This is a genomic window from Corynebacterium sp. HMSC064E08 (assembly GCF_001811805.1).
GTDB lineage: Bacteria > Actinomycetota > Actinomycetes > Mycobacteriales > Mycobacteriaceae > Corynebacterium > Corynebacterium jeikeium_D.
The window spans coordinates 103381-117199 of sequence record NZ_KV806698.1; the positions used below are offsets into that span (position 1 = coordinate 103381).

The 13819-nt window shown below is 59.2% G+C and carries 13 protein-coding genes and 1 riboswitch; of the genes, 8 read left to right on the forward strand and 5 right to left on the reverse strand.

Features of this window, described 5'->3' with window-relative positions; all coding sequences use genetic code 11:
- The first annotated feature begins 60 nt into the window (after window positions 1-60).
- The 4 genes from ftsE (at window position 61) to HMPREF2820_RS03705 (ending at window position 3904) form a co-directional block, all read left to right on the forward strand.
- Window positions 61-750, forward strand: a complete 690-nt coding sequence (ftsE, locus tag HMPREF2820_RS03690) for a cell division ATP-binding protein FtsE (protein ID WP_016423233.1) — start codon at window positions 61-63, stop codon at window positions 748-750.
- A gap of 48 nt (window positions 751-798) precedes the next feature.
- Window positions 799-1701: a permease-like cell division protein FtsX gene (gene ftsX / locus HMPREF2820_RS03695; RefSeq protein WP_070602827.1), complete on the forward strand. Its 903-nt coding sequence runs from the start codon at window positions 799-801 to the stop codon at window positions 1699-1701.
- 83 nt (window positions 1702-1784) lie between these two features.
- Complete coding sequence (ppk2, locus tag HMPREF2820_RS03700) at window positions 1785-2690, forward strand: polyphosphate kinase 2 (RefSeq protein WP_016423231.1); 906 nt, start codon at window positions 1785-1787, stop codon at window positions 2688-2690.
- Between the two features lie 86 nt (window positions 2691-2776).
- A complete protein-coding gene (locus HMPREF2820_RS03705; RefSeq protein ID WP_070602829.1) occupies window positions 2777-3904 on the forward strand; it encodes a 3-hydroxyisobutyryl-CoA hydrolase in 1128 nt (375 codons plus the stop codon).
- A gap of 11 nt (window positions 3905-3915) precedes the next feature.
- On the opposite strand, the gene HMPREF2820_RS03710 is transcribed toward HMPREF2820_RS03705, so the two are convergent.
- Window positions 3916-4872 carry a MinD/ParA family ATP-binding protein gene (locus HMPREF2820_RS03710; protein WP_246822201.1) on the reverse strand — a complete coding sequence of 319 codons (957 nt, stop codon included), beginning with the start codon at window positions 4870-4872 and terminating at the stop codon, window positions 3916-3918.
- Window positions 4873-4923: 51 nt separating this feature from the next.
- Window positions 4924-5718 carry a YwiC-like family protein gene (locus HMPREF2820_RS03715; RefSeq protein ID WP_070602833.1) on the reverse strand — a complete coding sequence of 265 codons (795 nt, stop codon included), beginning with the start codon at window positions 5716-5718 and terminating at the stop codon, window positions 4924-4926.
- A gap of 110 nt (window positions 5719-5828) precedes the next feature.
- A riboswitch (FMN riboswitch) is annotated at window positions 5829-5998 on the forward strand.
- Between the two features lie 10 nt (window positions 5999-6008).
- On the opposite strand from HMPREF2820_RS03715, the gene pnuC reads away from it, so the two are divergent.
- Together pnuC and HMPREF2820_RS03725 are read left to right on the forward strand one after the other, a co-directional pair.
- Window positions 6009-6728 carry a nicotinamide riboside transporter PnuC gene (pnuC, locus tag HMPREF2820_RS03720; protein ID WP_070602835.1) on the forward strand — a complete coding sequence of 240 codons (720 nt, stop codon included), beginning with the start codon at window positions 6009-6011 and terminating at the stop codon, window positions 6726-6728.
- A 10-nt stretch (window positions 6729-6738) separates the two neighbouring features.
- The gene (locus tag HMPREF2820_RS03725; protein WP_016423226.1) at window positions 6739-7398 is read left to right on the forward strand and encodes a hypothetical protein; all 660 of its coding nucleotides are present in this window, start codon (window positions 6739-6741) and stop codon (window positions 7396-7398) included.
- Here HMPREF2820_RS03725 and HMPREF2820_RS03730 read toward each other — a convergent pair.
- The 3 genes from HMPREF2820_RS03730 to HMPREF2820_RS03740 form a co-directional block, all read right to left on the reverse strand.
- On the reverse strand, window positions 7395-9095 hold the full coding sequence (locus HMPREF2820_RS03730; RefSeq protein WP_048733922.1) for an FUSC family protein: 1701 nt from the start codon (window positions 9093-9095) through the stop codon (window positions 7395-7397). The two genes, HMPREF2820_RS03725 and HMPREF2820_RS03730, sit on opposite strands and share 4 nt — an antisense overlap.
- Before the next feature lie 24 nt (window positions 9096-9119).
- Complete coding sequence (locus HMPREF2820_RS03735; protein WP_070602837.1) at window positions 9120-10766, reverse strand: peptide chain release factor 3; 1647 nt, start codon at window positions 10764-10766, stop codon at window positions 9120-9122.
- Between the two features lie 98 nt (window positions 10767-10864).
- Complete coding sequence (locus HMPREF2820_RS03740; protein WP_070602839.1) at window positions 10865-11758, reverse strand: Cof-type HAD-IIB family hydrolase; 894 nt, start codon at window positions 11756-11758, stop codon at window positions 10865-10867.
- A gap of 183 nt (window positions 11759-11941) precedes the next feature.
- Between HMPREF2820_RS03740 and HMPREF2820_RS03745 the strand changes: the two genes are divergently transcribed.
- Both HMPREF2820_RS03745 and HMPREF2820_RS03750 read left to right on the forward strand, forming a co-directional pair.
- Entirely contained in the window at window positions 11942-13393 is a 1452-nt protein-coding gene (locus tag HMPREF2820_RS03745; protein WP_016423222.1) for a glyceraldehyde-3-phosphate dehydrogenase, read from the forward strand.
- A gap of 75 nt (window positions 13394-13468) precedes the next feature.
- The gene (locus HMPREF2820_RS03750; RefSeq protein WP_016423221.1) at window positions 13469-13717 is read left to right on the forward strand and encodes a hypothetical protein; all 249 of its coding nucleotides are present in this window, start codon (window positions 13469-13471) and stop codon (window positions 13715-13717) included.
- Window positions 13718-13819: the final 102 nt, after the last annotated feature.

The following is a 13819-nucleotide window of genomic DNA, read 5'->3' on the forward strand; positions in this document are numbered from 1 at the left end:
CGCCTAGTTTCGCGCATTCCAGAGTGACTTGAGTGGCTTAAGTGATTAGAGTGTCTACTTATGATCACTTTCGACGGGGTTACCAAGTCCTACTCGACTTCTAGCCGACCAGCTCTCGACGACGTTTCAGTCCACATAGATAAAGGTGAGTTTGTCTTTCTCATTGGACCGTCGGGCTCTGGTAAGTCGACCTTCCTGCGCCTTATGGTGCGTGAAGAGAAAGTGGATTCAGGAAAACTGACGGTTGCAGACCAGGATCTGACCAAGATTTCTCGTCGCAACATCCCTAAATTGCGTCAAAAGGTGGGGTATGTCTTCCAGGACTTCCGCCTGCTGCCAAAGAAGACGGTGTACGAAAATGTCGCGTTCGCGTTGCAGGTAATTGGCAAGCCGAAGGCGAAAATCGACAAGGCAGTTCCGGAAACGCTCGAAATGGTCGGGCTCTCGGGTAAGGAAAACCGCTACCCGCACGAGCTGTCTGGTGGTGAGCAGCAGCGCGTCGCCATCGCTCGCGCCTTCGTCAACCGCCCGCTCATCTTGCTTGCCGACGAGCCCACCGGCAACCTCGACCCAAGCACCTCCGGTGACATCATGCTCCTGCTTGACCGCATCAATCGCATGGGCACGACCGTTATTGTGTCGACTCACGACAACGATGCCGTGGACTCCATGCGTCGCCGCGTGCTGGAGCTGGAGCTGGGGCGTCTCGTGCGTGACGACGCCACGGGTGTTTACGGCCTGAACAATTAGCAGACAGTCCATCGGTAGAAGAACTCATTCGAAAGGTATTACTGACCTATGAAGACTCGCTTTGTCCTCGGTGAGGCTTTCTCCTCCTTGGGCCGAAACATCACGATGACCATCGCGATGATTATTACGACTGCGGTGTCGTTGGCGCTGCTTGCGACGGGCATCCTGGTTACTGAGCAGACCAGCCGCACGAAGGATCTCTATCTCGATCGAGTAGAAGTGCAGATTGAGCTGAATGAACAAATCTCAGCCGAAGACCAAACTTGCTCCTCGCCGGAGTGCGCTGACGTCGTCGGCAAGCTTGAAGAGGCTGGCGGCATTGATTCGGTGACCTTCCGAAATCGTCAGCAAAACTTTGACCACTTCGTGGAGATGTTCAAGGACAGTGACCCCGTGCTCGTGGAAAATGCGACGCCGGAGTCGCTGCCGGCTGTCGTGATGGTGCGTTTGAGCGATCCGACCGATGTCAGCCCGCTCGATCCGATTCGGGAGCTGCCACAGGTCGACCACGTTACTGACCAGCATGAAGAGATCGGTACTGCAGCTCAGAACTTGGATTCGGTGCGAAATGCGACCTTCCTGCTGGCTGCGGTGCAGGCCGTTGCCGCTGTGTTCCTGATTGCGAACATGGTGCAGATTGCGGCGTTCTCGCGTCGTAAGGAAGTTGAGATTATGCGCATGGTCGGTGCCAGCCGTTGGTTCACGCAGGCGCCGTTCGTCCTCGAGGCTGTGATTGCGTCGCTGATTGGTGGTGTGCTGGCCATTGGTGCGCTGTTCCTGGGCAAGGCGACGGTCATCGATCCGGCGCTGAGTAACCTGTACAAGGCACAGCTCCTGGCGCCGCTGACCAACGGCGATATCGGTGTGGTGGCGCCGATCGTGGTCGTTATTGGCATGGTCTTTGCTGGGCTTGTTGCACAGGTCACGCTGCGTCTTTACTCACGTGACTAGGGTTGCAAAAAGGTTAGCGATTAGGCCCCGCGGTTAAACCCGGCGAATAGGGTCGTCGCGCCCTGCCGGGTAAACTGTGGACTATGAATAATGACGACGTCCAGCGCCCACCGAAGCTCGACAAGAAGGCTTATGAGGCCGAGCTCAAAAAGCTCCAGGCAGAGCTCGTCGAAATGCAGCAGTGGGTGGTAGAAACCGGTGCCCGAATTGTCATCGTGATGGAGGGGCGTGACGCTGCCGGCAAGGGGTCTGCCATTAAGCGCATCACGCAGTACCTGAACCCCCGTACCTGCCGTGTTGAGGCTCTGCCGGCCCCAACTAGCCGTGAGCAGGGTCAGTGGTACTTCCAGCGGTACGTCGAAAAGCTGCCGACTGCTGGTGAAATCGTGATTTTCGACCGCTCCTGGTACAACCGTGCCGGCGTTGAGCGGGTCATGGGCTTCTGCACTTCGCAGGAGTACCGTCGCTTCCTGCATCAAGCGCCGATTTTTGAGCGTCTGCTGGTCGAAGACGGCATTATCCTGCGTAAGTACTGGTTCTCTGTGTCGGACGAGGAGCAGGTTGCCCGCTTCAAGTCCCGTCGTGAGGATCCACTGCGCCGCTGGAAGCTCTCGCCGATGGATCTGGAGTCCATCACCCGCTGGGAGGATTACTCCCGTGCAAAGGATGAGATGTTCATCCACACCGATATCCCGTCCGCACCGTGGTTCACGGTTGAGTCTGAGGACAAGAAGCGTTCGCGTATCAATGTCATCAACCACCTGTTGACGACCATTCCGTACGAGCGCATTCAGCGCGATGTTCCGGAAATCCCGGAGCGTCCGGAGTCGGAGGGAAGCTACGAGCGTCCGCCGCGCACTGAGTTCCGCTATGTGCCGGACGTTGCTGCCAATCTCGAGGCTGACCGCGTGAAGGGCGCAGGCAAGTCCGATAAGAAGGGCAAGAAGCACAAGAAGGACAAGAAGGACAAGAAGAGCAAGAAGAAGTAGCTCCTTAGTCTCAGTGAGGTTCTGGTCGTCAGAACCTTCCTGTTAGGACCTTTCCCTGGTTAGTTATCTGTGTCACACTGGGTGACATGACTGCTACTGATAACGGTTCTGGCACTGCACGCACCGAGGTCGATGAGCCGAAGGTGCTGCGAGAAGTCCACGGGCGATCTGGTCACCTTCGGCTGAATAGGCCGAAGGCACTTAATTCGCTCGATTTGGATATGGTCACCGAGGTCGTCGAGGGGCTCCGCGCATGGCGTGACGACGACTCGGTGGACCACATTGTTGTTTCATCCGGTCACCCCAAGGCGTTTTGTGCCGGTGGTGATGTGCGCGCAGTTCGGCAGGCTGTGCTCGATGGCGTTCCGGAGCAGGGGGAGGAGTTTTTCCGGGATGAGTACGAGATGAACGCGATGATTGCGGAATTCGCGCAGTCCAAGCCATATATCGCGATTATTGATGGCATCGCTATGGGCGGTGGCCTTGGTGTTTCCATGCACGGCTCCCACCGAATCGTGACCGAGCGTGCCAGCGCTTCCATGCCAGAAATGGCAATCGGCTTTATTCCCGACGTTGGAATTACCCACTTTTCGCAGCATGTGAACACGCGGTTAGGAGGGCCCTCGTCGGCAATCGCGAGGTTTACCGGGCTGACCGGTTACCGCCTAACTGCGGCGGACATGCTGTGGTCTGGATGGGCGACACATGCGGTGCCATCCGCGCAGCTGGACGAGTTTGGTGCGGCTCTGGACCGCGATGGAATTGATTCGGCGCTCGCGGAGTATGCGCTCGATGTGGACTCAGCTGAGGCTCGTGATCTGCTCGGGGATCCGCAGTTGGCCGAGTGGAGCGACTGCATTGAGGCTTGCTTTGGGGCTGATACCTGGGCGGAGATTGAGCGAGCTCTCAACGAAGCCGCTGAGGCGGGCTCCTGTGCATCGTCAACAGTGGAGACTTTTCGCGACCTGCTGGCACCCGCCAACCCGGAAAGTCTCGTAGCGGCCGTGGAACTCTATGCGGCTAACTCGGCCCACGAGGTCACCTTGCAGGAGGCGCTAGACCGGGAAATGAGGCTTGGCGCTTACATGCGTCAGCACCCCAATTTTGCCGAAGGCGTGCGGGCAGTGTTGGTGGATAAGGACCGCGACGCCGCCTTTAAGCCCGCTACCGTGCAGGAAGTTGATGTCGAAGAGATTCGACAGCACCTTCGTTAGCTGGCTATGCGTTAGACAAAGCTGTGGCGGCCAGTCGTCGGCGCGAAATCATCGGCAATCATGGCCGCCAATTCGAGATAGCTCTGGGTGGTGGCGGGCTGGAGATTGTCCAGCTCGATATTGGCACCATTCGCGATATGCGGATCATAGGGGATGACCTGCACTGCACGGCAGCGCTGGGCAAATAACTCGTGCACGGTCTCTGTGGACAGTCCCTGTTTATTTAGCTCGTTGACCACCACGACAGTGGTAGAAACCAACCGTTCGAAGCCGTGCGCTGAAAGCCAATCCAATGTCGTCCAGGCACTTTTCACGCCGTCCAGTGCAGGCGTGGTGACCAGCACCAGACAATTGGCCGCAGACAGAATCGAAGCGGAGATGGGCTGCGTCAGGCCGGTACCGCAGTCAGTCAGACTCACGTTGTAATGCCGCCGAAGGATGTCGAGGGCCGCGCAGTATTCGCCGTCGGAAAGCGCGATCGTCGATGTCGGATTTTGGTCGCTGCCGACAACCTCCAGCCGTGACGGCGTGTGTGATGTATATGCGCGGACCTGCGCGTATTTGTCCGTATCCGGAGCTCGGAGCAGATCGCGAATAGATGCGGGATTGGCTGCGGCGACGCGTGCGCCGAGGGTGCCAAAGTCCGGATTCGCGTCGATCGCGACGATTCGGTCACTGCGCAGGCTTGCAAGCGTGGCGCCCAGGCACATGGTTGTCGACGTCTTGCCAACGCCGCCCTTCACGCTGATAACAGCGATGTTGTAGTCACCGTAGATAGGCTGTCGCACCCGCTCTATCAGCTCGCGTTGCTTGCGTGCCGACGATGATTCCCGCGGTGAAATTGCGCCCCAGGTGGCCTTATGAACCCAGCTGCGCCAGCCCGACTGTGGTGCCTGCCGCGAGTTCAGGCTAGCGGCCAAGTCTGAGACGGAAACTGCGTGATTGACTACGTGTTTGGTGGAAGTCATAGACTTCATCCCCTCCCCAAAAATCCCCAAAGTATGTCCCCGCCGTTGTTTTTACCACGCAGCCAGAATGACGGCGACTCCAAAGAAGGCATCGAGAATGCCGACCTGTTTCGGAGTCCACGGCCGAGCGCGGCGAGCGCCGGAGATGGGCATGGCAAAAGACCTGATGAGAAGCCCAATTGCGACGATGGGCACACCGAAGCTGATGAGGTTCCGGTCGTGGAGGAGGAGCCACCCGATGATGGCCGCGGCGGTAATGAGAACGTGATACGTGACCGAGCCAATGAGCCACTGGCGGTTGCCGCGCTTGCGAATCATAGTTTTTACATAGGGCACGGTGCCGACGAAATATCCAGCGTAGATAGCCGCAATTGCCCAAGCTTTCGGGGTTGGTCCGGCGATGATAGGCACCATGAGGCTAGCGGCCAGAACGGTGGAGACACCAGAGAGAAGTGAGCGCGGTCGGCGGCGGTAGGTCTCCCAAATAGCGATAGCGGCAAGAGGGGCAATGAGGGCGACCCAGGTGAGGAGGGAAACGTCGGCAAGCAGTGTGATGCAGCCGGCGACGGCAGTGAGCGCGGTGTATGTGGCGGCGGGTGCGAGGTGGCGGCGTTGGCGACGAGAGCGGAGCCAGACGCTCACGGCGAAGAATGCGAAGTAGCCGAGCAGCCAGGTCGCGGTGACGGCAAGGCCTGTCCATGTGGGGTTGAGGGCGAGAGCGGTCAGCGGGGGAATGGTGACCATGAACCAGGCGCCGTGCTGGTCCGGAACCCAGCCAGCGGAGCGCTTGTGGTGCGAGCGGCGAGCGGGGCGGGGAGGACGTGGCTGGCGGGGCTTTTGGCTCATACTACGCATTGTAGATGCGTAATTATGTCGGGGGCTGTATTAGAACCTCATATTGAAATCTCATTGAATAAAATGCACATGCGCGCAAGGCGACAGTGCTAACGTTGAACTCGCATTCTCAGGGCGAGGTGAAATTCCTCACCGGTGGTGATGCTGCGGCTGACGCAGACAAGTCCACGAGCGCCCTACCTGTGGCCAGAAGGGTCGTCAGGTAGGGGACAAGCAGATTTCGGTTGGAATCCGAAACCGACGGTCATAGTCCGGATGAAAGAGAAGGAGTTGAATAATTCGTGGAATACGTGTCGGATTTTTTGGTGGGTTTCCTCACTGCACAGCTCAGTGTGGCGGGAGCACCAATCTTGATTCGTGAAATTGTCGGTAACCTCTTTGGCCTGGCGTGTGCCTTCCTAGGTATGAAACGGAAGGTATGGGCTTGGCCGGTCGGCATTATCGGAAATGCCTTGCTGTTTACCGTCTTCCTCGGCGGAGTTTTCCACACGCCACAAAATCTTGATCTCTATGGCCAGGCGGGGCGTCAGGTCATGTTTATCGTCGTCAGTCTCTACGGATGGTTCAGCTGGGTCAAGAGCCGCAATCAGAGCGGTGACGAGGTCGCAATTGAGCCGCGGTGGGCGACGGCAACGGAACGCATTGGGATGATTACCGTGGCTATCTTCGCCACTGTGATCTGTGCCAATGTCTTTGAGATGCTGGGCTCGTGGGGGCCATGGGCCGATGCCTGGATTTTCGTCGGTTCGATGTTGGCGACCTGGGGTATGGCCCGCGGGTGGAACGAATTCTGGCTAATTTGGATTGCCGTTGACGCCGTGGGAGTGCCGTTGCTGCTCAAGGGTGGCTACTACCCGTCGGCGGCGCTGTACCTCTTCTACGGATGCTTCGTTATTTGGGGCTTTGTCTCCTGGGTTCGCCTCGAGCACCAGAGCGACAATGACCAGCAGAAGAGCTCCGAGACCGACCAAGTACCGGCTTTGGCAGCAGCCGAGCGGTAGGATAGTCCAGGTGAGCTTCCGACCAGATAACTCCCGTACCAACCGCGCCCATCAAGCCGAAGAGCGTGCCCGCAGTCTCGTGCAGGACGTCCTCGACCGCGAGGAGCGGGTACGCAACAATCTGGCCAGCGCTGATGTCGACCCGTGGACGATGCGCTTCGTCGTCGATGAGTCGATTTCTGAGGGCGCAATCATCACCTGGCGCAATGAGGCCACTCGTGCCCGCCGCATCATGCGCCGCTATGACATTCAGCGGGGCTACCGCGAGAAGTTGCGCGAAGTTGAAAAGCGCATCGATGCCATGTTGCACCTCGCGGAATCGCTGGAAGAGTCGTGGGACGCCGCGGCACACGCTTCGAAGAGGCTTTCCGACGCCGAAGCCCGCGATGTCGCCGCCTTTGAACGCGAGCGCGAGCGGCAAAATGACGCGGCAGAGACTAAGCGGCAGCGTGAGGAGAAGGTCCGCAAGTTCCGTCGGAAAGCGGAAAATATTGCTACCGACGCGTGGGACGCGGGCCGTGACGCGCTGGAGAAGCTGCCGCCGCTGTCGTCTTCGCTGAAGGACATCGCGGCTAAGTTCCGTTCGCGGGGCTCGGAGGAGGAACCGCGCGAGGTACGGCGGGCAACAGCCCGCGACCTGCGCAAGGAGCCCCCGCTGCCGGAAGACTAGCGCTCCTCAGCTTTAGCTGCCTGGACTACCTCGGCGAGCTTGGAAATCTCCTCGTGAGAGGGGCGGATATCCGGATGCGTGCGACAGTAGTCCAGCAACAAATAGCCAGCTGTGCGAATGCGACGATGCCCATCCCAGTGTGGAGCGGCGATTTCGGGGTCGTTGGTGGCCAAAGACGAGATGGCCTGGCGCTCACTGAGCAGCTCGTACTGGAGATCTCGACGAATATCGAGCGCCTGATTCGGAGTACCGGTTAGCAGCGCGCCGAGAAGAGCGCCCATCTGTCGATAGCAGCGCGGAATATGACGCAGGTAGTGCTTTTCAATGCTCTCGGTTGGCCAGAAGTGCAGGACAGCGAGAGCCAGCGCGCAGGCGATACCGACTTCCAAGACACGATCGGTCACAATCGGTGCGAGTTCGCCAGCGACGTTTCCGCCCAGCAGCAGCGCCAGTGGAGTGGTGACGATTGTCGTCAGCGCATAGTTCTTCACCACGAGAACCTCCGCGCCGAATTGGCAGGCTGCAAGCGCGATAAGTAGCGTCCAGCTGTCCAGGCCAAAGGAAAAGAGCAGCGCATAGAGGAAAATGCCGATAATCGAGCCGACCATGCGGTGAATCCCTCGGATCGAACCAGCGGTGCGGTCGGGACCCCACTGCAGAGTCATCAATGCGCTGACCACCGCCCAGTCAGGCCGGTCGAGACCGACAAGCACGCTGATGAGACCAGCTAAGCCACCAGTAATAGCAACCTTTGCCGCAGTCATCGACGCATGGGAATAGCGATCGAAAGAGCGGAAGATTCGGTAACTCACGCTTGGTCGCGCGAGTGGAATGGTTGTCTGCGTCTCGTCGAAGAGGTTAGGCGTGTCCACGATGTCCACAGCGCTGCCGTGCACGCCCAAGCGTGTGCGGATAGCAATCAGACGCTGATGAGCAGCAATGACACGGTTGACCAGTTCCGTGTGGGAGGGCTTGACGATTTTGCTGCCACGGATGATGCCTGCGTCGGCAAGCGATTCCCATGCGTCGGTGAGTGCAGTTTGCGCCTGGTGATGAACGGCGAACGATGTCGAGTCTGACTTTTCCATCGCGTCGATGGCTGATTCAAGGGATTCGACAGCCGCCATCTCGGGGCCATGCGGATTCCACAACCGCGGTGCCATGCCGATGACTATCGCGGAAAGCACGCCAACGGTAGCCCACATGGCGGTTTCCACCGGGTTGAAGCCAAGGCGGGCGACCATTGTTGTGCCGCCGGAGACCATCACAATAAAAAATGAACCCGGCGGTGGCAGGCGCAGTGCGTTTTGAATAAAAGCGCCGATGGTGGCCAGTATCGTCGTAAAAAGCGCAATGAGCAGCAGCCATAGATTGCTGCCGCCGGAAGCGATCTCACCGTGGACCACTGATCCGACAAAACTGCCGGACATAACTCCGGCGATCAGGCATAGCCCGGCGATGGCCATCACGCGCAGACGACTGCGGTAGGGGTGGCCTTCGCCATAGATGACCACGCAACCACCAGCGGCGATAAGGAGCATCTCCGAGCCATGTCCGGTGAGAAGTGCTACGGCACCCGGCAGGAATAGCGCGAGTGCTGCGCGGAGGGCACCTGGCCATCGCTGTGCACGGGAGTGGAAGGCAGTAAAAAGCTGCCATGCACTTGGTTGTGGAGGAAGCTCAACCGGTTGGCTCAATGTTGGTGAAATCTCCTTAAAACTCTAGTCTGCGACCAGCGTCTCGAGCGTGAACTCCGGGTGCTCCTTCTCAATGAAGGACAGCTTCCACTTGTCCCCGAAGAGCGCGATGAGGGCGCCGTCGGAACGCGTGAAGATCTCCACGCCGCGCTGCTTTGCCAGCTCAGGCGCGGTCTCTTCGTCCGTGCGGCGGGCGACGGAGTAGGGGATCGGCTCGGCGATGGTCTCGACGTTGTACTCGTTTTCCATGCGTGCCATCATGACCTCGAACTGCATCGGGCCGACCGCGGCCATCACCGGGGCGGCATCGCCGCGGGCATCGTTGCGCAGAATCTGCACCACGCCCTCGGCATCGAGCTGATCGACAGCCTTACGGAACTGCTTGTACTTGCCCAGGCTCTTGGCGCGCAGAGTGCGGAAGTGCTCGGGCGCGAACTGCGGCATCGGCTTGAATTGAACCTTGCGGCCCTCGTAGATCGTGTCACCCGGTGCCAGTGAACCCGCATTGACCAGGCCGACAATGTCGCCCGGGTAAGCCGTCTCCACAGTCGAACGTGTCCGGCCGAAAACGGTTAAAGCATACTTTGTGGAGAAACTCCGTCCCGACTGCGCATGCGTGACCTGCATACCGCGGTCAAACTCGCCAGAGACAACGCGCATGAAGGCCAGCTTGTCGCGGTGGTGCGTATCCATACCCGCCTGCACCTTGAACACGACGCCCGAAAAATCATCCGTCGGCTCGCGCTTTTCGACGATAGCCCCTTGGCCGCCAGCCGCCGCAGCGGCAACTGCAGCTGGGTCGGACTCGCGGGCGCCAGGTGCCGGAGCCAGCTCGCAGAGAGTGTCCAGGATCTGGTGGACACCCCAGTTCAGCATGGCGGAGGCGAAAATCACCGGAGAGGTATCGCCAGCGAGGTACATCTCCTGGTCGTGGTCAGCGCTATCGGCGGAGAGCAGTTCGGACTCCTCGGCTGCCGTCTCCCAGGCGTCGCCCTGCTCTGTGGCGGCCTCATCTGGGGTGAGGTGACGCTCAGCGGCAATAGTGGCGCCACCGGCAGTGCGCTCGAAGCCGATGAACTGCTTGGCTTCGCCGTCCTCACCACGCTCCAGCAGACCGCGGAAGTCGCCGGCCTCACCAACTGGCCAGTACAGCGGAGTCGGTTGCAGTCCAATCTCCGCGACAATCTCATCCATCAACTCCAGGGGAGCCTTACCCGGGCGGTCCCACTTGTTGATGACGGTGACGATGGGAATTCCGTTGGACTTACAAACCCGGAACAGCTTCAACGTCTGAGGCTCGAGACCCTTGGCGCCGTCGACAAGCATGACAGCGGCGTCGACAGCGGTGAGCACACGGTAGGTGTCCTCGGAGAAATCAGCGTGACCAGGCGTATCGACGAGATTGATCATGTACGGCTCGCCGTCGTGCCCCTCTGGCTGGTACTCGAACTGAAGCGCGGAAGAGGCAATCGAGATGCCGCGATCCTTCTCCATGTCCATCCAGTCGGACACAGTCGACTTACGGCCGGCCTTGCCGTGGACAGCACCGGCTTCGTTAATGACATGAGCATGCAGCGCCAGCGCCTCGGTGAGCGTGGACTTACCGGCATCCGGGTGTGCGATGACGGCGAATGTGCGGCGGCGGGCGGCTTCTTCGGCGAGAGTGGTCACAGGGAAACTACGCTTTCCTTAAGAAGAAAATCGGAATAAGGGAATCGGGTTCAACCTTTCTAACTTACCGCTCCAGTGGGGTAAGGGGTCAATTGCAGTTAGAGGTTGAACAGCTCGCGCAGCGTCGTGATGACGCCTTCCTCCGCGTTCGACGGTGCGATGTCGGTGGCGCGGCGTTTGATTTCCGGGTGACCGTTGGACATGGCAAACGAACGGCCTGCGTGGTCGATGAGCTCGAGATCATTCAGGTAGTCAACGAAGCAGACAGTTTCGGCAGGAGAGACACCTAGGGCCTCCTGCAGGGCGGCGAGTGCCGTGCCCTTGTTGGTATTGGCATCGATGAGGTCGACCCAATGCGCACCGGAGACCACCGCGCGCAGGTGCGAGCTCTGGGAACGCAGGTAATCAGCCGATTCCTCTTCGACGGAGTAAGGATCAAAGGCGGCAATTTTGACGATGCCGTCCTCGGCGGCAGCGGCGATGACATCATCGACCTTCTGCAGCTTCAAGTAGTACTTGGCGGCCTCGTTGAACTGCAGCTGCTGAACTTCCTCCGGAATATTGAAATGCGGCGGGAAAAACTCCACGTATGCGCTGGCAGCGCCGCAGATAATAACCGACAGAGGAGTGCGGCCCGCCGCCACACGGTTGTCGTTGAACTGGCGGATCGCGTGTACCAACTGAGTGACAACGCCGTGGTCGATACTGGTAACCGAGACCACCTCGCCCGCATCCGCGACATAGTTGCCGTTTTCCGCAATGATTGGGATGCGGTGTGCAATGGGGGCGAACTGGTCGGCAAGAGTTGCGTACTGGCGGCCCGACGCGGGAGCGAAGTGGACACCGCGGTCGAGCAGCTCGGTGACTACCGGCCAAAAGGAATCCGGGATTTCCTTGTCTTCATTTAATAGAGTCCCGTCCATATCCGTGACTACAAGGCGGTATGGCGGCTGGGCGGGAGATTGCTGCTGGATATCCAGGGGTTCCGTCATGGCTCTTATTCTAACGGGTAAGTAGGGTTCAATTTTCTTCCTTGAGGTGTCTCCCGGTGTCTCCCCCGATTGGGTGAAAGCTGGGCCACAATACGGGGTACCCAGTTGAGGGCGATAGCCGGTGAATAGCGTGTGCGGGGTATTTTGAGGGGGAACTCATATTCATTTAAGCCAGGAGGATTTATGTCGGATTCGGCCCCCATCAAGCGCAATGACTGGAATGAGCGCATCAGCCTTGCAGAGCAGATGATCCCCCTCCTGGGACAACTGCGCCGCAACAATGATGTCGTGACTTCAATCTTCGGCCGCCGACTGGAAAACGTTACCGAGACCGGCATCATTAAGTCGCACCGCTACGCCCGTCGCATCACCTCGCAGGAGCTGCCCTTGAGCCAGACCCTGCCGATTCTGCAGGAACTGGTGAAGATGGATCTCGGCACCGCCTCCATCGACCTGGGTGCCCTGGCTACCAGCTTCGAAGAGGAAGGCGGCGAGCTGCGCGCATTCCTCGAGCGTGAGCTTGCCGACGTCATCGGTGCCGGGACACAGACCCCGAAGACCGACATTGTCCTCTACGGTTTCGGCCGCATCGGCCGTCTGCTGGCTCGCATTCTGCTGGCTCGGGAGGCACTGTTCAACGGCCCGCGCCTGCGCGCTATTGTGGTTCGCCAGAATGGTGAGGACGACATTGTCAAGCGTGCTTCGCTGCTGCGCCGTGACTCCGTCCACGGTGCATTCGACGGCACCATCTCGGTTGACCGCGAAAACAACATTATTTGGGCAAATGGCACCCCGATTCAGGTCATTTACTCCAATGACCCGGCAACTGTTGACTACACCGCCTACGACATTAACGATGCGATTGTCATTGACAACACCGGTCGTTGGCGTGACCGCGAGGGACTGTCACAGCACCTTCAGTCCAAGGGTGTTTCCAAGGTTCTGCTTACCGCGCCGGGCAAGGGCGATGTGAAGAACATCGTCTACGGAATCAACCACAACATCATCGAGGAATCTGACAACATTTTGTCGGCAGCTTCCTGTACTACCAACGGCATCACCCCGGTGCTGAAGGTCGTCAATGACAAGTGGGGTGTCGAGTTCGGTCACGTCGAGACTGTCCACTCCTTCACCAATGACCAGAACCTGATTGACAACTTCCACAAGGGTTCCCGCCGTGGTCGCGCAGCCACCCTGAACATGGTTCTCACTGAGACTGGTGCCGCAAAGGCCGTCGCCAAGGCTCTGCCGGAGTTCGAGGGCAAGCTGACCGGTAACGCCATCCGCGTTCCCACCCCGGACGTTTCCATGGCAGTGCTGAACCTGACCCTGGACACTGAGGTCGACCGCGACGAGGTCAACAACTACCTGCGCGAAGTTTCCCTCAAGTCCGTTCTGCGCCAGCAGATTGACTACATCCACTCCCCGGAAGTGGTTTCCACCGACTTCGTCGGCTCCACCCATGCTGGCATCGTCGATGGTCTGGCTACCATCGCCAACGGTAAGCACCTGGTGCTCTACGTCTGGTACGACAACGAGTTCGGTTACTCCAACCAGGTCATCCGCATTGCTGAGGAGATCGCAGGCGCTCGTCCGCGGGTCTACCCGAAGCGCAAGCACATCGACGAGCTGTAAGTCGGCGGTCCTGGGCTTGAGCTGCTGAGCCCTCGAAGGCCCTCTTCCCCCTCCTAAACCACGGGGGTTGCGGCGATGGGGAGGGCAGGGGAGGGGGACGGGGAGATTTTCCTGTCCATCGACGACGACCTGGATTCCGCGTATGAGCCGTTCGAGTTGGTGAGGATTGTGATCCTGCCGGAACTGAGCGACGAGGATCTGGTTTTCGGCCTCCAATTCCGGGCCTCCGGCGACATCGAGCACGGGCGGGGGATGAAGATTCGGGAAAGTGATTTCGGGATCGTCGAATACGGCTCGGCGGAAGTGGCCCTGTTCGGCGCCTAGGTGGCGGCGTCCGGCCGCGGGGGCGAGAGGTCGGCCGCCACTCGGTTCCAATCCGCGTGGGGGCCCTATGCGGATTGTAAATAGTCAGGCGAGACTTTCACG